Below are 20291 nucleotides of genomic sequence, written 5' to 3' on the forward strand. Positions count from 1 at the left end.
CTCACACCTCCAGCTCCGCCAGGACGGCGGTGGTCCGGCCGTCCACGGCCTCCACGACGACCTCCACGGTCCACGTCCGGCGGTCGTCCGGGAGGTGGGTGAAGGTCACCTCCGTGACCTCGTTCACCCGCGGATCGGCGGCGAGGGTGCGCACGATCTCCAGGCGCAGCAGCTCCCGCACCGCGGCCATGCCGCCGGGCCCGCCGAACGCCTGCCCGACGCTCAGCCCGTACCGGCCGGCGAAGCGGTCGGAGCCGTAGGGCGTGAGCAGGGAGAGGGTCAGCGCCTGGACGAGGCTGGCGAGTCCCCGCACCTCCGCCAGGCTTCCGTCCCGTAGGACGAGGTCGCCGTCGTCGAGGCGCAGGTTGTGTCCCAGGGGGTCGGGCACCTTCGTCCGTGCGGTCGCCGCGGAATGCTCCGTCACGCCGGTCACCTCGCCTTCAGGACGTTCTGGCCGGGCGACGCGACCTTCCACAGCACGGGTTTGACGGGGAAGGCGAGGGTCAGGCCGCGGGCCGTGGACAGGGCGACCGGGGTGCCCCGGACGGACAGGCCCGTGCCGGCCCCCTCGATCAGGGAGGTGACCTTGCCGCACGGCACCAGATTCGGCGCGGCCGGTGTGGGCTGGTTGGGGCAGGCGGGGACCGTCGCGGCGAGCAGATCGCTGACGAGCAGGACCGGATTCCCTGCCACGGTCAGGGAGTTCTGCGTGGGCACCACCACGACCGGGGCGCCGTGGTCGCACCGGATGTCGGCGGCGCTGGTGAGGACCTCGGGCATCAGGTCACCTGCACCGAGGTGCCGTCCAGGGACAGACTCACGGTCCCGTTGGTGAGCATGATCTTCCTTCCTGGCGTACTGACGGTGACCGCGCCGGCCGTGTCCACCTTGATCGTGGTGCCGGTGTGGTGCTCGATCGTCAGGGTGTCGTCGGGGGGCGGGGTGGGGCGGGTGCCCACGTTCGGGAGCTTCCCGGTGCCGACGTGGATGCGCAGACCGCGCGCCTGGATGATCCGGCCGCCGGTCGCGTCGGTGAGGTCGTTGACGCCCGGTCCGTCGGGGGTGCCGTCGAGACCGAGCTTCGTCGGCAGGGAGAGCCAGTAGTCGCCGGGGTGCGGTTCGGGGGCTTTCGCGCCGCTCGTACGGGGCCACAGGTACCCCACCACGGCGGCGTCGTTGACGAGGTCGCGGTTGTGCGCGAGGAGCGCCCGCATCCCCGGGTAGACCGGTGTCATCAGACCGCACCGCCCGAAGGCGAACGGGGCGGCGACGGGCTTGTCGAGCAGGGAGGCATCGCCGATCTCCCCCTGGACACTCGGTGCGCCCATGGACGGCGGCGGGTTCTGCCCGTACGCGAGCGAGACCTGATGGCCCTTGCCCCGGTAGCCGGTGACCTGGCCCACGTCGACCGACGGCCGGGCCAGCCGCTCGCGCTCGGCGCGCGCGTCGAAGCGGTCGACCATGCCGCGCACGCCGCCGTCGAGGACCTCGGCGACCGCGCCGGCGGGTACGGCCACGACCTGGACCTCGCAGACGTAGCCGGTGCGTCCGCCGAAGCGATGCAAGACGCGGGTGAGGCGCAGCGGACCGGGTGGCGCGTCGATGCCCTTGACGGTCGCCACCTGACCGACCCGCAGCCCTGGGTGGCCGAGGACGACCAGGTCGAGTGAGGTGCGCGGCGGCGGGCGCTCCTCTCCCGGGGCGACGGCGTCGGTGTCGTCGCCCTGGGAGTCCCCGCACGAGACGAGGTTGAGTGCGGGGTCGAAGGGGACGGGGGCCGGATCGTCCTTCGCGCCGACCGCGGGCCCGGTCCGGATCTCCTCGTCCCGGATGACCACCGGGGCGGGCACGGTCCGGGCGAGGTCCCGCAGCACGCCGAGCGCGGTCGGGCCGCGCACCGTGTGGTCGGTGAGGTCGGCCGCCAGCTTCGAGCCCTTGGCGAGGGTGAGCTTGGCTTCCTTCGCGATCCTCTCCACGAACTCCAGCGCGTCGCAGGAGTTCGCGCGGTGCTCCTCGACCAGCATCTTCCGCAGCACGAATCCGGCCGTGTCCTGGCCGGTCAGGCGCACCCGGCCGAGGCCGTCCTCGCCCACCCAGGAGCTGATCTTGAGAATCCGCCCCTGCATCACGGGCTTGTCGACGCTGCCGGGTTCGTCGAAGTAGCCGAGCCGTACGACGGCCTTGAGCGGGACATCGGCGATCTTCGCGCGGAGCATCGTGACGGTGTCGCGGGGGACGTTGACGAGCAGCACGTCGAAGGTGCCCGCGACCGCCCCCTCGGTCATCGTGACGGTGATCTCCGCGTCGAGGACCAGCGAGCCGCCGAAGACGTGGTTGGAGACGGTGAGCGGCAGACCGGTGAGACCGATCAGGGAGGCGGCGGCGCCCGCCACCGCGCCCGCGACGGCGCCGAACGGCGATTCCTCCGGCGGCTTGTCCTCGTCCACGGTCACGCTGTAGCGGATCACGAGGCTCACGCGGACACCTCCACCACGACCCGGGACCCGTGGCTGCCCGCGCCGTTCAGGTTCCGTACGTGCACCAGGGCCTCCCGGAACACGAGCCGCAGCCGGCCCGCCGGGCAGGGCAGTTCCCGTACGGCCTTGCGGCGCACCAGCGGGACGATCCCGTCCGGGTCCTCGCGGTCCACGACCACGACCAGGAACGGCCCGGTGCCCAGGAGGTCGAGCACCCCGCCCTGTGCGACGGTCCGTTCGTCGGCGTTGACGTACAGCCCGACGCGGTACACGTGCGGGCCGAAGCGCAGCCGGAAGCTCTGCGGGAATCCCTCGTCGGCGTCGACGGGCAGCAGCGGCATCGCGCATCCTCTACAGGGGTGACCGGGGTACGGGGCCGGGGACGGGCAGACTCGGCACGCCCGCGCTGCCCGCGCTCATGGCGAGGTCCGCGATCTCGCCGAGCAGGGCCGTGAGGCTGGAACGGGGCACGTGCTGGAGGGTCAGGGACAGGTCGAAGGCGTCCCGCTTCTGCACGCTCTGGGTGAACCGCAGATCGGTGATCTGCATGTCGAGGCTGAGGGTGAGACCGCAGACGACCGGAATCCCGGTGACGGCGAGCTGCGGCGCCGCCGCGGCGAGCAGTGCCCGGGAGGTGAGCGCCATGATCTCCAGGGTCTTCTTGGTCGCGTGCCGGTCCGGGCCGAGGAGGACCGCCTCGATGACGATCGTCTTCGTCGACGGCTGGGTGGCCTGGGAGAAGCGGCTGCCCAGAATCCGCTCGACCCGGTACCCCTCGGTCATGGTGACGCTCTGCACGTAGAGCAGGTGGACCGTGCCGACGAGCACCTTCTCCGACACGGCTCACCCCCGGCTGCCGAGTTCGCGGTCGAATTCGGCGAAGACGTGGTCCGCGATCCGCCGGACGTGGTGGTCGCCGAGTTCGCCGACCACCTCGACCTCGACCGGGAAGTGGTAATGGATCACGGCCCCGGCCGCACCGTGCCGGGTGACGACCGCCTCGCTGCCTGCCGCGGGCACGATGTGCTCGCCCTCGTGTACGAGCGCGAGGCCGGTCCGGTCGACCCGGCCGCCCGCGGCGAAGCTGCCGACGTGCGCGAACTCCTCGTCGTCGCCGTCCACGTCACTCCTCCACGCCCACGTTGAGCGCCATGCAGGTGAAGTTGGCCTGGGGCACGCCGTCCACGGTGACCGTGCTGGGCTGCACGGCGCTGACCACGCAGCGGCCGAACTTCAGGGCGGAGAAGGCCCAGTCGTTGCCCTGCTTCTCGGCGACCGCAACGGCGAACTCCTTGCCGGAGGCGGCGAGTTCGGTGAGGTCGGCGACGGCCGACGCCACCGCGGGCACGGTCATCGTGAAGGTGAACGTGAACGGCTGGCGCACGTAGCCGACGCCGTCGGCCTCCAGGCTGTGCAGCACCGTGTGCGGCACGTTGAAGGACGGGGAGAAGTTGGTGATCGGGGTGATGGTACGGCCGTCCAGCTTCACCTCGAGGCGGGTGTTCCAGTCGGACATGAGACGCTCCCTACTTGAAGGTCAGCTTGATGCTGAGCCGGTGGATGGCGCCGGCGTAGGTGATCTTGATCATGGCCTCGGCGAGCCGGTCACGGCGGGCGTCGGCCATGATCTTCTCCTCCTCGGGGGTGGGCTGCGGCTTGTCGAACAACTGGAGCACCGGGATGACGACCTCGTAGTCCTCGATCACCTCGCTCCTGCGCAGCGGTTCGAGCACCCCCTCCATCTGGCCGGCGAGCGCCCGCAGCCCTGTCCGGCTGATCCGCAGTTCGCCGATGGTGGTGATGAGCGATGCCTTGAGCCGGAACGTGAGGTCGTCGAGCATCCGGACGATGTCGATGTACTTCTTGTCCGTGGTGCCGTTGGCGCCGGTGTACCCCTCGCCGAGATAGACGCCCTGCCCCGGGATGAGCGCGGGGTTCACCAGCCAGTTGAGGTTGTTGCCCGCCGGCGGCGAGTCGTCGTCCTCGCTCCCGTTGATCTTGATCAGCTCGTCGGCGGTGAACTCCCCGGACGACACGCCGACCTTCTTGAGGAGCATGGAGACGTGGGGGTCGTACCCCCCGATGGTGCCGGCGACCGCGGCCGCCACGTCCTCGTCGCTCTTGTGCGCCACGTAGACCATGCGATCGGTGTTGAGCGTGCCGGTGATGATCAAGGGATCGTGGTCGCCCTTGCCGAGCATGGCCACGCCCATGCGTTCCAGGCCCTCGCCGAACGGCCCCTTGACGTGCTCGGCCAGCTTCACGATGGCGTCGGTCGGCTGCCCTCCGGCGGGCACCTCCAGGGGGGTGTCCGCGATGACCACCAGTTGGACCGGCAGGGTCTTGATCTTGGAGAGGGTGTCCGCGACGTCCGGCTGGTCGGCCAGGCGCACCGCGTAGACGTTCCCGGGGCCGGGCTCCTGCTGCAGGGCGAGCGCGACGGCCTTGCCGAGCGGCCCGGGAGCCTTCTCCAGGGCTTCGTCGGGATCCAAGATCACCTTGGGTTCGTTCGCCGGGATGAGGCCGGTCGCCCCTGCCGGGGGCGTCACGGCACCGATGATCGCGATGTCGCCGGTGGGCCGGACGGCGGGCGAGAAGAAGTTGGGCTTGGCTTGGACGCGGATGTAGCGGACGGGGCTGGGGGTGGCCATGGAGCGTGCTTCCTTCCGGAATCAGGTGAGGAAGAGCGGGGTGATGCCGGCACCACCGAAGAGAGAGGTGATCTCCGCTTTGGAGAGCGCCTGATCCGGTGGCTGGGGGTGGGTGGTGAAGGCGGCGGCGAGGGCATAGGGCGCACTGCGTACGCCGAAGGTGCTCGGCGGCAGGGGCCGGTCGCGGGCCGCCGCCGCCACGCGACGGGCGGATCGAAGGGCAGCGAGCACATCGGTGGGGTCCGCGAGGAGCACCGCGGCGGTGACGGGCACGGTACGGACGTTGTGCGGGTCGGCCGGGTCGAAGGGCGGCGGCCGGCGCAGCCGCACCTCAGTCCGCAGATACTCGCCGGCTTCCCTGAGGTCCTCGACGGTCTTCAGCCCGTGGCTCGCCATGAACTCGTCCAGGTTCAGGTACGAGAACTGGGCGCGGAACTCGTCCAGCGTCCGGTACGAGTCCACGGCGCGGGTGACCACCGAGTCGATTCCGCCCGGGTCGGTCTCCGCGACCACGTCGATCTCCAGGTCGACGGACGCGTCGATCCACACCGGCGCGGCGGCCTCGCCCTCCCAGGAGAACTCGGTACGCGTGGGGGCGGGCGTCACCTGGTTCCAGGCGCCCTGCCGGCGGCGGGGCGCGAATAACGGTTCGCCGAGGGTTCTCCGCATAACCCGGAGCTGCTTGACGGAGACGACGCGCTCGTATTCCAGCGTGTGCGTGCGCTCGATGAGGAGCTGCGCGTGCGGGGTGAGCAGCGAGGTGAGCGTGGCGGGGTCGGAGAGCTGCTTCAGCCCCTTGTCTTGGACCACGCCCATGCCAGTCTCCTCCGGCAACGCTTTTCACGGAGTGACAAGCAACGCACGGGCTACTCAGAAGCCGCAAGGATGATTAGACCGAATAGTTCGCTTTTCCTCCTGATGGGGGCATGGGCCCGGGTCATATGCCCCTGCACCCAGCCTGCACGTCGGCAAGAGCGTGCGGCTCCGGGGCGAGGACCACCGTCGTCAGGCCGCCGACCTTCGACTCACCCGCCGGGGCCTACCCGCCTTCGAGAAGGCCCACGGCACCGACGTGCGTTCCAGCCCGGCCCTCCGACCGCCATCGAGCGCGCAGCCGCCGAAGTCCGCGGGCGGGAGTCCGTCAGCGGAACAGCGTGGAACCGAGGGGGTGTTGGCGGTCGAAGCCCGGGAGGATCAGGAACGTCGCGCCTGCCGTCGTCGTGGTGAAGGGCAGCAAGGCGTCTGAGGTGTCCATGCGGGTGAGCGTGGCCGTGAAGGTGCGCAGGTCGTTCTGGAAGCTGATGAAGAGCAGGCCCGGAGCCGGCTCGTCGGTGCTGTAGGAGCGGCGCAGCATGTGGCCGACGCCGGCCGCGGTGGGGTTCGCCCTGCGGACGTGGGCGTCCGCGGGGACGAGGTAGCGGCCGTCGGGTGTCTTGGCGCCCAGTTCCGGGGCGGCGGCGACGGTGCCGCCGGAGAGGGGTGCGCCGCTGGCGCGGCGGCGGCCGAAGACCGCCTCCTGTTCGGCGACGGAGAGGGCGGCGAAGCGTGTGAGGGCGAGTTCCATGCGCCGCAGGACGGCCAGGGTGCCGCCGGCGACCGCGGGGGGCCCGGCCAGCCACAGGTCGCGTTCCTGCTCGGTCTTCGTGTGCGGGCCCACGATGCCGTCGATGAAACCGAGCAGGTTGCGCGGCGCGGTGCGGCCTTTGGCGACCGGCACGTCCGTACCGCGGCGTCCGGACTGCCGCCACCGTTCGCGGACGCGGTCGCCGGCCTGGTCCAGGAGCGCGGCGGCGACGACCGGGAGGAGCAGTGCGTCGTCGGCGCAGATCTGCATCAGCAGGTCACCGCCGCGTGCCCGGGGAGCGATCCGCTCGCGGGAGAACCGGGGGAGGTCGACCGCGCCGGGCAGTGAAGCGCCCGCCGTCCGTACCAGCCGCGGGCCCAGGCCCACGGTCACGGTCAGGTCTCCCGGAGGCAGGCCCAGCAGCCGCGGGTCGGACCCGGCGGTGAGGGTGCGGATCGTCTCGCCGAGTTCGGCCAGCAACGGGCCGGGCGGCACCGCGTCGCCGAGGTCGGCCACCACGGCCAGCAGGTTGCGCTGGGCGGACCGGGGAGAGGTGATGCCCGCCTGGTGCCGGCCCGTCGCCGGCACCGGCGCGGGACCGGCCGCCGCGGACGGGGCGGGCCGGGCCGGTTCGGCGGAGTCCCCTGAGCATCCGGCGACGAGACCGGCGGCCACCGCGGCACCGGTGACATCGAGGAACGCGCGGCGTGACGGAGGGCGTTGGACGCGGTCCATGGGGTGCAGAGTGCCACACCGGGCCTCAGGTCTGCCGCTCAACCGACGTGTTCCGGCGGTGAATTCGTCCTCGTGCCAGACTCTCCCCCATGTCTCGATCGGCACTTCGTGTGATGGCGGCGTTACTGGGCGCACTGACTTTCTTGGCCGGCTGCGGCAGCGGTGGCGACGACGGCGGATCGGACAAGGGCCGGCGGCCGGACGGTGCGCGGGTGACGATCCGCGTGCCCGGCGACGCCCCGACGATCTCGGCGGGCGTGGCCCTGGCCCGGCCCGGTGACCTGGTGCTGGTGGCTCCGGGGGTGTACCGCGAGGCGGTGAAGCTCGACACGGCTCGTATCACGCTACGGGGCGAGTCCCGGGCCGAGGTCGTGATCGACGGCGAGCTGCGGCGGCCGAACGGGGTGGTCGTCACCGCACCCGGCGTGGCCGTGGAGAACCTGACCGTGCGGAGGAACACGCAGAACGGGGTGCTGGTCACCGGTTCGGCGGCGGCGGTCGACGGGCTGCCGGGCAGCGGCGGTTACGACACCGGCGAGGAACCCGTCACGCTCCTGAAGTCGTTCCTGGTCTCGCATGTGACCGCGACCCGCAACGGCCTGTACGGCATCTACGCGTTCTCCGCGCAGAACGGTGCCATCGAGCACTCCTACGCCTCGGGCGGAGCCGATTCGGGGATCTACGTCGGCCAGTGCAAGCCGTGCCGGATCGTGGTACGGGACAACGTCTCCGAACTCAACGCGGTCGGCTACGAAGGCACCAACGCCAGCGGCGAGATGTACGTGGTCGGCAACCGTCTGGCCGGCAACCGCGTCGGACTGACCACCAGCTCCGACCACCAGGAGAAGCTGCTCCCCCAGCGCGACGCCGTCGTCGCCGGCAACCTGATCGCGGACAATCAGCACCCGCGGACGCCCGAACAGGCCGACGGCGGCTGGGGCATCGGTGTCGGCGTCGACGGCGGCAGCGGCAACCGGTTCCTCCGCAACCGCATCAGCGGCAACACCAACGCCGGACTCGTGATCACCGCGACCGCCGACCTGACCGCGGACCGCAACAGGATCACGGACAACACCTTCACCGGCAACGGCATCGACGTCGGCGCGACGTTCCCCACCGCCACCCGTGGACAGGGCAACTGCCTGCGGGGGAACGCGCTGCGCAAGACCGTGCCCGCCGGGCTCGCGGACACCGCGTCCTGCCCGGTCCCCGCCACGTCGCCCACTCCGTCGGGCAGTTGGCCGAGCGGGAAGGGGCCCGCGGGCATTCCGTTCACCGACGTGGCCGCGCCGGGCCCGCAGCCGGAGTTCCCGCGCGCCGCCACCGCGGGCGCCACCGTCGTGCCGGACGTTCCGGCGCTGCCGGACGTCGCGGACACGGCGCTGCCGCCGGAGTCGCTGCTCGCCGACCGTGCGCGGGTACGAGCCTCGTGAGCGGCGGCTACGGGGCCGGTGTGAGGCCGGGTACCGGCTTGACGGGGACGTACGTCCGGTCGTCGAAGTCGAAGACCACCGGCTCCGGCTCGGAGGCGACGCCGGCCTGGACCCGGTACATGGTGCCGTCCGAGCCGATCCAGTAGCGCACGGTGGGTGACGTACCGGCCTCGTCGGACCCGCCGGTCCCGCCGGCCGACCCACCGGCCCTGTCGGACGACCCGGCCTTACCGGACGACCCGGTGCCGGCGTCCGGCCCGTTCATGACGTCCGTCCGATGGCCGCGCACCTCGTCCCGCCCGACCCATGCCGCACCGTTCTGCCCCAGCAGCGCGGCGTTCTCCGGCCGGTCGCTGCCGAGGCCGAGCGCGATGCCCAGCGAGGTGTCCAGGGCCATGCCGGACGTCTGCAGCGGACGACTGTGCCAGCCGGACGCGGGCGGCGACGCCGGTGCGACCGCCGGGGGGTCTGCCATGGGGTGGACGAGAACGGTGGTGGCCGTCCACTGGATCAGCCCGTCGCTGGAGGTGTCGCGCCCGGTGCCGCGCACCACCCCGTAACCGGTGTGGGTGCGGTAGTCGACGGAGGCGGTGATCACCAGCCCGCCGGCGGCGTTCGGCACCGTGATCGTCACCGCCCGGCCTCCCGCCTGGTAGTTGAGGAACCGCGTGACCGCCAGCCGGTTCGCCTCCTCCGAGGTCAACGCCCGTGGGGCGGTGGGCCCGCCGCTGTCGCCGAGGAGGGCGAAGGCGGTGACGGCGGCGGCCGTGATGCCCAGGGCGGCTGCTGCCACCCAGCGCGACCTCGGCCACCGGCGTCGCCCCGCCTCGTGCCCCCTGGGACCCCGCTTGGTGTCGATGCTCCGCGTTCCGATACTCCGCACGCGGCGCGACTGTAACAGGTCCCACGGAGGCAGGGGAGAACACTGTGTTCGAAAGACATGACCCTCCGTAACCCTTAAACTCACCCTGGAATATGCCGATTTAGCGTCGGCGTCGAACAAATGAAGGAATGCCATGCCATTACGTGGAGTGGTGCGTTTAGGGCTGTCCGGCCTCTTATTGGTGGGCGGCAGCACAGGCACACTCTTGACCGGCGCCGGGCAGGCCGGTGCTTCGGCCTCCGACGGCAGCCTCACCGTTCAGGTACTGCGGGACTTCTTCGGCACCGGCGTGATCAACTCGACCATGGACGTGCCGCAACGGGGAATGAAGGTCGACGTCACCGACCCGGCCGGCCATCGCGTCAGCGGCGTCACGGACGCCACCGGAAAGGTCGTCGTGCCGCCGACGAGCGAGCTGACCGGCGGCCGCTACCGCGTCGACGTCACCGTCCCGGCACCCTACAGCGACTATCTGCGGCCGGCGCCCGCCTCGACCGCGCCGAACCACTTCGACAGCTTCACCACCTTCGTGGACGTCTCGGACGGCAAGGACGACTCGGTCGTCACCGGGGTCTGGGACCCGGCCGACTACGCACTGCCCGACTCCCGCTATTTCGTGCCGATCCAGAGCGGCGCCGGCGGGACGGAGACCCGGGCGCTGGTGGCGTTCGGGACGGACGCCCGCGGCAACTGCCCCGACCAGGAGCCGTGCCCGGAGGTGCTCACCACCCAGGAGCAGGTGGGCACGACTTACGGGCTGGCCTACGACAGACACCGCGACCAGCTCTTCCAGTCGTCGTTCGCCCGGCGGTACACCGAGTACGGGCCGGACGGCGGTGACGCGATCTACACCGTGCCGGCCCACGGCGGCGCCCCGAAGCTCTTCGCGGAGGTGCCGGACGCCACGGAGACGCCGCACGACACCGGCAACCTGATCAAGGACGCCGGCTTCACCGACGCACCGGGCAAGGAGAGCATCGGCAGCCTGGACCTGTCGGACGACGGCTCGACCCTGTACGCGGTGAACCTGCTCACCCGCAGCCTCGTCAGCTTCGACGCGACCGAGCCCACGGCCTCGGCGCCCGAGGCGACCGTGCCGATCCCCGACCCGGGCTGCGCGTCGCCGGACGACTGGCGCCCGTTCAGCGTGGCCACCCACAACGGCACCCTCTACGTCGGGGGCGTGTGCAGCGCGGAGAGCACCCAGGACCGCGCGGACCTGACGGCCGTCGTCGCCACCTACGACGGCGAGGACTTCACCACCGTGCTCTCCCAGCCGCTGGACTTCGAGCGCGGAGCCGTGCTGACCGGCAACTCCGGGCGCGACCAGGTCAACCACTGGAACCCGTGGAACACCGACCTGGAGGACTGGGACGACCGCAACGTGAACGGCCCGATGATCGATCCGCAGCCGGAGCTGGCCAGTATGGCCTTCACCCGCGACGGCTCGCTGATCCTCGGCTTCCGCGACCGGTTCATGGACGTCGTGAGCTGGGGCGGGCTGGACCCGAGGCCGGGCAACGACACCCCGCAGAACGGCATGTCCGGCGGCGACATCAACATGGCCTGCGCCACGCCCACCGGCGGGTTCGAGTGGGAGGGCACCGGAAGCTGCCCCGACCACGCCACGGACCCGACCCTCGACGGGGCCCAGCCCGGCGGCGTCGTCGAGTACTTCCCGGGTGACTTCTTCCCGAACGGCGGCTCCGCGACCCAACCCGGTCCGCACCAGGAGTCCTCCCTCGGATCGGTCGCCTACATCCCGCAGCAGCAGTGGGCCGTCAGTACGCAGATGGACCCGACCGGCCAGGTCATCACCAGCGGAACCGGCTACTACGACGTCGGAACCGGCCTCGGCCCCGGCAACGATCCGGCCGCCAACGCCTACCAGTTCGTCGGCCCGAACCAGAACGGGTTCGGCAAGGCCGGCGGCCTCGGCGACATCGCGTACGCCGCGGCGAACGCACCGATCCAGATCGGCAACGTGGTCTGGTTCGACGGCGATCACAACGGCGTCCAGGACGCCGGGCACGTACTGCTGCCGGACGCGACGGTCAACCTGCTGGACGCCGACGGCGAGAAGGTCGCCACGACCACGACCGACGCCGCCGGTGAGTACTACTTCGGCGGTGCCGGAGCGGAGTACGAGCTGACGCCGGGCGCCGAGTACACCGTGCAGTTCGATGTGTGCACGGCGGACACCGGCGAGGTGCCGGGCCGGCCGGCCGCCGACGACCTGCGGTTCACCCTGCCGCGGGCCGGCGACGACCGCGTACACGACTCCAACGTGACCCCGCCGGACAACGGCCGGCTGTGCAACGGGTACGCCCCGGTCACCGCGCCGGCCAGGCCGGGCGGTGTCGATCACATGATCGACGCCGGTGTGTACGTCCCGAAGGAGGCACCGCCGACACCCACGCCGCCGACGCCGACTCCGCCCACACCCACCCCGCCGGCAACCGAGCCGCCGGCACCGGCACCGGAGCCCCCGACGCCCGCGGCGCCCCACACCCCGGCACCGGCGGGCGACCGGAAACCGGGTGGTTCACTCGCCGGCACCGGCTCGTCCGGCCTGGGTGAGCTTCTCGCCCTCGCCGCCCTGCTGCTCGGTGCGGGCGCGGCAGTCGTCCTGGTCAGCCGTCATCGGCGAGCCAGGCACCGCTGATACCCGACCCCTGCCGGCGGGCCGGTGCGACCGCACCGGCCCGCCGGCACCCTGCCTCGATGCTGCGCGAGAGGGGAATACCGGAGCCCACCGAAGCGGTGGGCTCAAGGCCGGCGTTGCGCGGAGAGCGCGGCGAGTTCCTCGATGTCGAAGTGCGAGCGCCGGTTGGGCGCGCCGTAGCGGGTGAGCTTCCCCCGGCTCACCCATTTCCGGATCGTCGCCTCCGACACCCCCATGGCCAGCGCGGCCACCTTGGTCGGAACGAGTCTGTGGTGCGGTGGTCTGCTCACGCCTCGCTGCCCTTTCGCTGCCGTTCCATGAGCTGCTTGAGCAGGAGCCATTCGTGCGGCGCCCAGGTGTGTCCCGCCGAGCACGCGACGCTCCGCACGGGCACCGGCTCGCCGGGCCTCAGCGAAGCGGTGATGGTCCCGCCGCAGCCGTCCTGGACGCACTCCCCGACGAAGGTGAAGTGCCCGCCCAGTTCGGGATCGATGGTCTGCCGTAGCTCCTTGACCAGGGCCTCGACCTCGTCGGCGAAGTCCGCCGCCGCCGGCTGGGCGCTGATCCAGTCCAACTGCCCGGCGAGGAACACCGCCAGGTGCGGGACACTCCGCTTCGGCGCGGCGGCCGTCCGCTTCTCCGCGACCGTCCGCGACCAGGACTCCAGCAGGGAGGAGATGCGCTGCCGCGTGTCCAGCACGGAGATGTCGGGGTAGTCGAGGCGGCGGCTCGTGGAGACCTTCGTCGGATTGCTCCACCGGGTCGCCACCGTCGGCGACGCCTGGTACAGGCACTCCCGGTGCAGGCCGGCCAGCTCCCGCAGATGACGCCCGACCTGCCTGATGCAGGGGTCGCACAGGAGAGAGGGGGCAGCAGCGCTGGTTCTCTGCGCATGACCTCGCGTACAGGGATGAAACGGCATCGAAGCCCCTCCGTCTGACCCATCGCCTCGAAAACCGCTGCCCCCGAGGGACCCGCACCGACTGCGGCAGTCGGCCGGTTCGCACACACCCGCCCGGCGCCCGTTGTCCCGGTCGCCGGCTCCAGGCTGACCTGCCCGGCTTGAGGGTGACTTGCCGGTGGCTTGCCGTGGGCACGTGCGCGGTCCGTACGGTCCGGTGCGCCGCCGGCTTCGCTGGCGTGGAGGTCGAGGCCGTGTCACACTTTGGGCACGTCACCCCTGCCCGGACGAGGAATTGCGGAGGGTGGGATTCCCCCGAGAATCACGGCAACGCGGCCGGCCCGTAGAACGGAAGAGCCGCTGCCGGTGGGGGACTTACGCATCCGGCCCCGCGCCCCGCAAGCCGCACGGTCCTGCTCTCGGCCACGGCCGGGACCGGCGCGGTCGGCCGCCGGCGTTCCGCTGTCCGACGTCCTGCTGGAACGAGCAGCGGGCAGGTCCTTTTCACATCGCCCTATGGGGGAGCAATGAGCGCAAATCCTGGGATCGAGCGTTTGTGTGCGGCTGCGGAAGAAGCGGCCGGGCTGGTGGGCGTGGACTGCCCGCCCGAGAAGATGACGTCGTTGCTGGCGGCGTTCCCGAACGTCGTCACCGACTCCACCGTCGTGTTCAACGCGGTGAACAAGGGAGGCAGCATCCGGGACATGTCCTTCGACTTCACGGTGCCGCTGGCCGAGGGCAATCCCTATGAGCGGGCCCTGGAACACGGCCTCGCCGAGGAGACGGACCATCCGGTCCGCGGCATGTTCGCCGACCTGCTCACCGCGCTCCCGGTCGACTGCTACGGCGTCGACTACGGCGTCAACAGCGGCTTCAACAAGAGCTACGCCGTCTTCCCGATGGGCCGGCTGCAGGAACTGGGCCCGCTCGCCGCCGTCCCCGCCATGTCCACCGCGCTCTCCAAGTGGATGGACGTGCTCGTCGAGTACGGCCTGGACGGCAAGGTGTCGACCGTGGCCATCGACCATGCGAACCGGACGTGGAACGTGTATTTCAACGGGCTGTCCCCGGAGCACTTCGAGCGCGCCACCGTCCAGGCGATGCTGCGGGACTTCGGGCTGCCGGAGCCGAGCGGACAGTTGCTGGACTTCGCCGCGACCTCGTCCGCCCTGTACCCGACCTTCGGCTGGGACGCCGCGGAGATCGAGCGGGTCAGCTTCTCCACCCGTACGACCGACCCGGCGGCGCTCCCCTCGCACGTCGAACCGAAGCTCGGCGTGCTCGCCGCCAAGGCGCCGTACACCTACGAGGGCGACCGCAAGCTCGTCTTCGCCGGCGCGCTGACGGCCGACGGGGAGTACTTCAAGCTCGCGACCTACTACCAGTTGGCCACGGCCGCGCACGACCGGGTACGCCGCGGGAGCTGACGTACGAGCGGCGTGCGAGCGGCGGGTGGAGATCCGGATCCGTTCCGCCGTGGTCGTGCCGGGGCGCGACGTCGAGGGCCTCACCGCCGGTGCGGCCCTCGATCGCCGCCGGCGCCCCGGGCGGCGTTCCGGCCGCACTCCGTTCGCCGGAGGCCGGACCGCCCGGTGGCCGGCGGCACCGGCCCGTGGCGCCGGAGTGCGGTTGCCGGTCAGGCGGCGTTGTAGGCGATGAGGCGGTTGAGTGCGGTGAGGACCTGGACGTCGGCCAGGACGGGGAAGTCGAAGGGCAGCGGACGCGGACCCGCCTGGTCGGCTATCGAGCGGAAACCGCCGTCGTCGTGCTGCTGGTCCGTGAGGTACGCCAGCGGCTTGGCGAGATCGGTCCCGGGCGCGTGCCGCGCGAGCGTGGCCAGGGCCTGGGCGGTGGAGAGCACGTCGCTGTCCTCGCCCGGTACGTGCCCCCAGCCGCCGTCGCTGCCGCGGCTCTCGTCCAGGAACGCCACGGCCTTCGCGGTGGCTTCGCCCGCACGCCGGTGCAGTGCCGTCTCCTCGGCCGGTACGCAGGCCAGGGCGTCCAGGATGCGCAGGATGGCGCTGGACCTGCTCAGCGTCCAGCTCGGCTCGAAGCTGCCGTCCTGCTGCTGGGCGTCGATGAGGACGCCGACCGCGGGAGCCAGCACGGCCCCGTAGCGGCTCCAGGGCAGGGCGATCACCGCGCCGGCCGTCATGTCCAGATCCGAGGTGTGGCCCCGCAGATACGTGGGGAAGCCGCCGGCCTCGTTGGTCCGCGAGCAGAGGTACTCCTCCCCCGCCGCGATGCCGTGGCGGTACCGCCGCGCGTCGAGCAACCGCAGGAGTTCCACGCACCGGACGGTGTCGTCGACGTCCGTCTGCGTGGTCGCCTCGTTGTAACCCCAGCCGCCGTCGCAGTGCTGCCGCGAGGCGAGGTACTGCCCCATCCGCGCCGCCAGCCGCTCGTGCCCCGGCGCGGACGCCAGCGCCAGCCCGGCGAGAGACGTCACGAAGATCTCCTGCCCGTCGATGAACGGCACCCCGCCGTCCGGGCCGCGCAGCCGCGACAGCGCCTCGATCCCCTCCCGCATCAGCTCGGAACCGGGCCGGAAGGTGTGGAGGGCGTGCAGCGCCACCAGGTGGCACAGGGCGTTCCCCTCCCACACCCGCCTCGCCGGGAAGGCCGCCAGCCGCCGTACGAGCAGCTCCTGGTAATCCGCCAGCTCCTCCCCGGACTCGCCCGCGTCCGCACCCGCGTTGTCGTGCACGTACAGGATCGTCGCCGCGTACAGCGTCAGCTCCGTCCACACCGCCTGCGGCCGCGGAGCGATCTCCCGCGGATCGGGGCGCTTGCCGTCCGGCAGCAGTCCGCACAGCACGAGAATCGTCTCCAGCAGCAGCCGTTTCCGCATCCCGGAGCCGTGCCGGGCCCCGCTCAGCCCCGCGAGCAGCTCGTCCGCCTCGCACGCCCGGCCGGAGAGCGCGTCCACGACCACCCGCTCCAGCGTGACCTTCGGCCGGGCCCGCTGCAGGTACTCCTGCAGCTCCTTCTGCACCCGCGGCAGCGCCCGCTCCTTGCGCAGCAGCAGCAACAGCAGCGCGGACTCGATGATTCTGCCGGCGCACCGGTCTCTCAGCGCGCCCTCGCCGTCCACCTGCACCGCCAGATGCCGCGCGACACGACGCCGTACCTCCCGCGCCCCGGGCCGCTGCCCCCCGGAGCCCCCTGCCACGGGCTGCGAAACGGCGTCGGCCGCGGAACCAACCAGTCGATCAGTCATCAAGGACTTCCTTTCGGAAAGGCAAAAGACCCGGCCCGCTGAAACAGCGGACCGGGTGGCGGAGTTGCCGGGTGCTACGGGAAAGGACAGGCGGTCTCAGGCGTTCCGGAGGAGGGCCTGAGAGCCGAAAACCCTGCGGAATCGCGGAGCGCCGGAGAGCGCTGACGGGTGACGGCGATGGCCGTCATCCCGGAGAGGGGGGAATCTCACCCTCCGCATAACTGATTTTCGGACAGGGGAGACTTGCCGGAAGTGTGACACGGCGTGATCTCAGCGTCAACGGTCTCCCGTGGCGGCTCGATCCCAGCCCGTCAGCCGCCCGCCGCGTCCGGCCGCAGGATCGCCGCCGCGGTCTCGCGGGCGTACCGCGCGGGCTCGGTGCTGCGGGAGATGGCGGCGAAGGTGAGGGAGCCGGAGTAGAGGATCACGAAGCGGTTCGTGACCGCGTCCGGGTCGGGGACCCCGGTGGCGGCGATGAGGCCGCGGAGGTACGCGCTGACGGCGAGCTGGTGGTCGCGGACCGCGGCGGCGGCGCGGGCGCTGTCCGCGCCGATCTCGTTGAAGGCGTTGGTGAACGGGCAGCCACGGAAGTCCGGTCTGCCGAACCACCACTCCAGCCAGTCGAAGACGGCCAGCACCCGCTCCCGCGGCAGTCCCGTGGGTTCCTTGGCGACGAACTCCGCCAGTTCCCCGCGCACCCACCGGTCGCGCCGCCTGAGGTACGCCTCGACCAGCTCGTCCTTGGAGGCGAAGCAGCGGTAGAGGCGCTTGAGGGAGACGCCGGCGGCGTCGCGGATCCGGTCCATGCCGACCGCGCGGATGCCGTGGCCGTAGAAGAGCCGGTCGGCGGCTGCCAGTACGCGCTCCCTGGCGGCCTCGTTCTCCGCGTCGTCCATGTCCGCTGCTCCCGTCCCCGCCCGCGTCCCCGCCGTCACGTCCCGCTGCGCCGCCCTCAACGTACCGGCCCTGTCCCGATCACGTCGCGGCGTCGTCCGCCGCTTGAGAACGACCGTTCTCGACATTACCCTCTGAGCGGAGAACGGTCGTTCCCCGGCCGTTCCCCACCGTCGGTGCCGGCGGGCCCGGAACAGGGGACCGGGTCCGCCACGCACCGCCGGGCGCGCACCCGGACGACCGGCGGAGCGCGCCGCCGGAGCACGGCCGGCGCCGGGGCCCGCGGCGCCCCGGCAACTCGCCCGTGTCGGATTTGCGATAGAGCGCCCTCCAAGTCGTAGCGTCCCCGGCATGACCCACACGACCACTCCGCAGCAGCACACGGGCTCCGGCTTCGGCCCCAGGAGCACCACCGCCGACGTCCTGCGCGGCGTCGACCTGAGCGGCCGGCTCGCCGTCGTCACCGGCGGCTACGTCGGTCTGGGGCTGGAGACGACCCGCGCGTTCGTACGGGCCGGAGCCCGCGTCGTCGTCCCGGCCAGGCGGCGCGACGCCGCCGAGGAGGCGCTCGGCGGCCTGGCGGGCGAGGGCCCCGGCGCCGCCGAGGTCGACGAGATGGACCTCGCCGACCTGGACAGCGTCCGCGGCTTCGCCGACCGGTTCCTCGCCTCCGGCCGCTCCCTCGACCTCCTCGTCAACAACGCCGGGGTCATGGCCAGCCCCGAGACCCGCGTCGGCCCGGCCGGCTGGGAGGGGCAGTTCGCCGTCAACCACCTCGGCCACTACGCCCTCGCCAACCATCTCCGCCCTGCCCTCGTCCGCGACGGCGGCGCCCGTGTCGTCGCGCTCTCCTCCCGCGGCCACCACCTCTCCGGCATCCGCTGGGACGACCCGCAGTTCCGCGCGGAGCCGTACGACAAGTGGCTGGCGTACGGCCAGTCGAAGACCGCGAACGCGCTCTTCGCCGTCCACCTCGACGCCCTCGGCCGGGACGCGGGCGTCCGGGCGTTCAGCGTGCACCCCGGGGCGATCCTCACCGAACTCGCCCGCCACATCCCCCGCGAGGAGCAGATCGCGCAGGGCTGGATCGACGAGGACGGCAAGGTCAGCAGCGCCTTCAAGACCGCCGAGCAGGGCGCCGCCACCCAGGTCTGGGCGGCGACCTCGCCGCACCTGGCGGGCCTGGGCGGCGTGTACTGCGAGGACTGCGACATCGCCGAGCGGGCGGGCGCCGGCGGCGAGGGGGAACTGCGCGCGGGCGTACGGGACTACGCCACCGACCCGGACCAGGCCGCCCGGCTGTGGGCGCTGTCGGCGGAGCTGACGGGCGTCGAAGCCTTCGGGGCGGCGTCGAGCCGGGCTTGAGCGGCGCCCAGCCGGGCGGGAGCGGCGTCCGGCCGGGCGGGATCCGGGCAACGGCTCGGCACCGACCACGTCGACATCTACCGCGCGGCCCGGCTCGACCCCGCCGGTACGCGGACGGGCCCGCGACGCGGAAGCGGGCCCGCCGGCGTACCGCCGGCGAACGGCCGGCCGGCGTGGACGCCGACCGGCCTGCGGCGCGGGGCGGTCAGCAGCGCTTCTCGGACGCGCCCTGGTTGGCCAGCGGCGCCCCCTCGACGCGCAGCGTGCCGACCGCGGCCGTGCACTCGTTCGCGGTGTCCGTGCCCTGCGTCCAGAACTCCTGCTGCGTGGTGTCGTTGCGGGTGAGCTTGCCGACCACGGCGTCCCGGTCGTAGCTGAACACCCCGAGCGTCACGTCGTACGGCTTCGCGCCGGTGTGGAAGCTGTCCCACACCCACAGGTAGCCGTAGTTCTCCTTGCACGACGGCGAATAGAACTGCTTCACCGACGCGACGGTCGCGCCGCTCCGCTTGATGTAGCCGGTCGCCCCGATCTGGTACGCGTCGTCACAGACCCCGGCGGCCTGGGCCCGCTTGCTCTCGGGGTTGCCCTGGGCGGTGGGCGCGGTGGCCGCCGCCCGGTCGCTCTTGCCCGAGGGCGCCGGCGCGGGCCCGCTGCCCGCGTAGGCGGCGCCGGCGGGGGTGAGGACCAGCACGGTGGCCGCGGCCGCCAGAGCGAACTTCCTGATACGGGTGGAACGCATAGCTGTACTCCCTTTTCTGGACACAGAGGGATTTCAGAAGCATACGGCTCATGCCCCGGATACCCGGTAAGACCCGTGACGCCCGGGCAGGGTTGTAGAAGCAACCGGCGCAAATCCCCCGATCTTTCAGGCCCGGGACCGGGATCGCACGACGCGTATCGCGGCGCGGGCGCACCGGGCCGGACGGCGGCGTACGCGGGCGGCGCTAGAGTGAGCGCGTGACCTCCCCTCCGGACGACGCATCGACGCTGGTCGGCGACGGCGAACGGGACGACGGCGCCCGGCGGTTGCGGGACGCGTACGCCGAAGGGCGGCTGACCCGCGAGGACATGGACGCGCGCCTCGACCGCGTGCTCACCGCCACCACCCGCGGCGAACTGGCCGAGGCCCTGGCGTCGTTGCCCGCGGAGGACCCGGGCGCGTCGGTCGCGATCGGGGCCGCGACCGGGCGGGTGAAGCGGAGCGGCGCGTGGCGGGTGCCGCGGACGCTGAAGGTGGAGTCGGCGCTGGGACGGGTACGGCTGGACCTGTCGCGGGCGGTCATCGAGCACCCGGTGGTCGACATCGTGCTCAACGTCGGCACCGGCAGGGCCTCGATCACCGTTCCGCACGACGCCGTGGTCGACCTCGACGGCGTGCAGACCGGCATGAAGGACTCCGTCTACAAGCCCCCGCGCAGGCCCGCGGCCGGCGGGCCGACGATCCGGATCTCCGGGGTCATGGGCTTCGGCCGGCTGACGGTACGGCACGCGCGCCGCTGA

General features: G+C 72.0%; 21 protein-coding genes. 5 read left to right on the plus strand and 16 right to left on the minus strand.

The window, feature by feature from the left end; genetic code table 11:
* Position 1: 1 nt before the first annotated feature.
* The 10 genes from DMB38_RS13240 to DMB38_RS13285 form a co-directional block, all read right to left on the minus strand.
* Complete coding sequence (locus DMB38_RS13240; protein WP_125935360.1) at positions 2-424, minus strand: DUF2634 domain-containing protein; 423 nt, start codon at positions 422-424, stop codon at positions 2-4.
* 5 nt (positions 425-429) lie between these two features.
* Positions 430-780 carry a hypothetical protein gene (locus DMB38_RS13245; RefSeq protein WP_125935361.1) on the minus strand — a complete coding sequence of 117 codons (351 nt, stop codon included), beginning with the start codon at positions 778-780 and terminating at the stop codon, positions 430-432.
* Positions 780-2477 (minus strand): hypothetical protein, encoded by a 1698-nt coding sequence (locus tag DMB38_RS13250; protein ID WP_125935362.1) that lies wholly within the window; start codon positions 2475-2477, stop codon positions 780-782. Before DMB38_RS13250 ends, DMB38_RS13245 begins: the two co-directional genes overlap by 1 nt.
* Entirely contained in the window at positions 2474-2818 is a 345-nt protein-coding gene (locus DMB38_RS13255; protein WP_125935363.1) for a hypothetical protein, read from the minus strand. Before DMB38_RS13255 ends, DMB38_RS13250 begins: the two co-directional genes overlap by 4 nt.
* Positions 2819-2828: 10 nt before the next feature.
* On the minus strand, positions 2829-3317 hold the full coding sequence (locus DMB38_RS13260; RefSeq protein ID WP_125935364.1) for a hypothetical protein: 489 nt from the start codon (positions 3315-3317) through the stop codon (positions 2829-2831).
* Between the two features lie 3 nt (positions 3318-3320).
* Entirely contained in the window at positions 3321-3599 is a 279-nt protein-coding gene (locus DMB38_RS13265) for a hypothetical protein (protein ID WP_125935365.1), read from the minus strand.
* Between the two features lies 1 nt (position 3600).
* A complete protein-coding gene (locus tag DMB38_RS13270; protein WP_125935366.1) occupies positions 3601-3993 on the minus strand; it encodes a hypothetical protein in 393 nt (130 codons plus the stop codon).
* Positions 3994-4003: 10 nt separating this feature from the next.
* The gene (locus DMB38_RS13275; RefSeq protein ID WP_206337690.1) at positions 4004-5128 is read right to left on the minus strand and encodes a hypothetical protein; all 1125 of its coding nucleotides are present in this window, start codon (positions 5126-5128) and stop codon (positions 4004-4006) included.
* 21 nt (positions 5129-5149) lie between these two features.
* A complete protein-coding gene (locus tag DMB38_RS13280) occupies positions 5150-5944 on the minus strand; it encodes a hypothetical protein (RefSeq protein WP_125935367.1) in 795 nt (264 codons plus the stop codon).
* A 325-nt stretch (positions 5945-6269) separates the two neighbouring features.
* Entirely contained in the window at positions 6270-7427 is a 1158-nt protein-coding gene (locus tag DMB38_RS13285) for a Dyp-type peroxidase (protein WP_125935368.1), read from the minus strand.
* A gap of 89 nt (positions 7428-7516) precedes the next feature.
* Between DMB38_RS13285 and DMB38_RS13290 the strand changes: the two genes are divergently transcribed.
* A complete protein-coding gene (locus DMB38_RS13290) occupies positions 7517-8860 on the plus strand; it encodes a right-handed parallel beta-helix repeat-containing protein (RefSeq protein WP_125935369.1) in 1344 nt (447 codons plus the stop codon).
* A 7-nt stretch (positions 8861-8867) separates the two neighbouring features.
* Here DMB38_RS13290 and DMB38_RS13295 read toward each other — a convergent pair whose 3' ends face one another.
* A complete protein-coding gene (locus tag DMB38_RS13295) occupies positions 8868-9632 on the minus strand; it encodes a hypothetical protein (RefSeq protein WP_240662699.1) in 765 nt (254 codons plus the stop codon).
* 244 nt (positions 9633-9876) lie between these two features.
* On the opposite strand from DMB38_RS13295, the gene DMB38_RS13300 reads away from it, so the two are divergent.
* Positions 9877-12408, plus strand: coding sequence for an SdrD B-like domain-containing protein (locus DMB38_RS13300; protein WP_125935370.1), 2532 nt, complete (start codon positions 9877-9879; stop codon positions 12406-12408).
* Positions 12409-12512: 104 nt separating this feature from the next.
* Here the strand turns inward: DMB38_RS13300 and DMB38_RS13305 are convergent, their stop codons facing one another.
* Both DMB38_RS13305 and DMB38_RS13310 read right to left on the minus strand, forming a co-directional pair.
* On the minus strand, positions 12513-12698 hold the full coding sequence (locus DMB38_RS13305) for a hypothetical protein (RefSeq protein WP_125935371.1): 186 nt from the start codon (positions 12696-12698) through the stop codon (positions 12513-12515).
* Positions 12695-13177 carry a hypothetical protein gene (locus DMB38_RS13310; RefSeq protein ID WP_240662176.1) on the minus strand — a complete coding sequence of 161 codons (483 nt, stop codon included), beginning with the start codon at positions 13175-13177 and terminating at the stop codon, positions 12695-12697. Before DMB38_RS13310 ends, DMB38_RS13305 begins: the two co-directional genes overlap by 4 nt.
* A gap of 659 nt (positions 13178-13836) precedes the next feature.
* Between DMB38_RS13310 and DMB38_RS13315 the strand changes: the two genes are divergently transcribed.
* Positions 13837-14736: an aromatic prenyltransferase gene (locus DMB38_RS13315; RefSeq protein ID WP_125935373.1), complete on the plus strand. Its 900-nt coding sequence runs from the start codon at positions 13837-13839 to the stop codon at positions 14734-14736.
* A gap of 209 nt (positions 14737-14945) precedes the next feature.
* On the opposite strand, the gene DMB38_RS13320 is transcribed toward DMB38_RS13315, so the two are convergent.
* Both DMB38_RS13320 and DMB38_RS13325 read right to left on the minus strand, forming a co-directional pair.
* Positions 14946-16529, minus strand: coding sequence for a prenyltransferase/squalene oxidase repeat-containing protein (locus DMB38_RS13320; protein ID WP_125935374.1), 1584 nt, complete (start codon positions 16527-16529; stop codon positions 14946-14948).
* Between the two features lie 311 nt (positions 16530-16840).
* A complete protein-coding gene (locus DMB38_RS13325; protein ID WP_125935375.1) occupies positions 16841-17425 on the minus strand; it encodes a TetR/AcrR family transcriptional regulator in 585 nt (194 codons plus the stop codon).
* A 349-nt stretch (positions 17426-17774) separates the two neighbouring features.
* Here DMB38_RS13325 and DMB38_RS13330 point away from each other — a divergent pair, with 349 nt between their 5' ends.
* Positions 17775-18788: an SDR family NAD(P)-dependent oxidoreductase gene (locus tag DMB38_RS13330; protein WP_125935376.1), complete on the plus strand. Its 1014-nt coding sequence runs from the start codon at positions 17775-17777 to the stop codon at positions 18786-18788.
* A 205-nt stretch (positions 18789-18993) separates the two neighbouring features.
* On the opposite strand, the gene DMB38_RS13335 is transcribed toward DMB38_RS13330, so the two are convergent.
* The gene (locus tag DMB38_RS13335; protein WP_125939004.1) at positions 18994-19482 is read right to left on the minus strand and encodes a hypothetical protein; all 489 of its coding nucleotides are present in this window, start codon (positions 19480-19482) and stop codon (positions 18994-18996) included.
* Positions 19483-19748: 266 nt separating this feature from the next.
* Between DMB38_RS13335 and DMB38_RS13340 the strand changes: the two genes are divergently transcribed.
* Positions 19749-20291: a DUF1707 domain-containing protein gene (locus DMB38_RS13340; RefSeq protein WP_125935377.1), complete on the plus strand. Its 543-nt coding sequence runs from the start codon at positions 19749-19751 to the stop codon at positions 20289-20291.

This window comes from Streptomyces sp. WAC 06738 (assembly GCF_003945505.1).
In the GTDB taxonomy this organism is placed as follows: Bacteria; Actinomycetota; Actinomycetes; order Streptomycetales; family Streptomycetaceae; genus Streptomyces.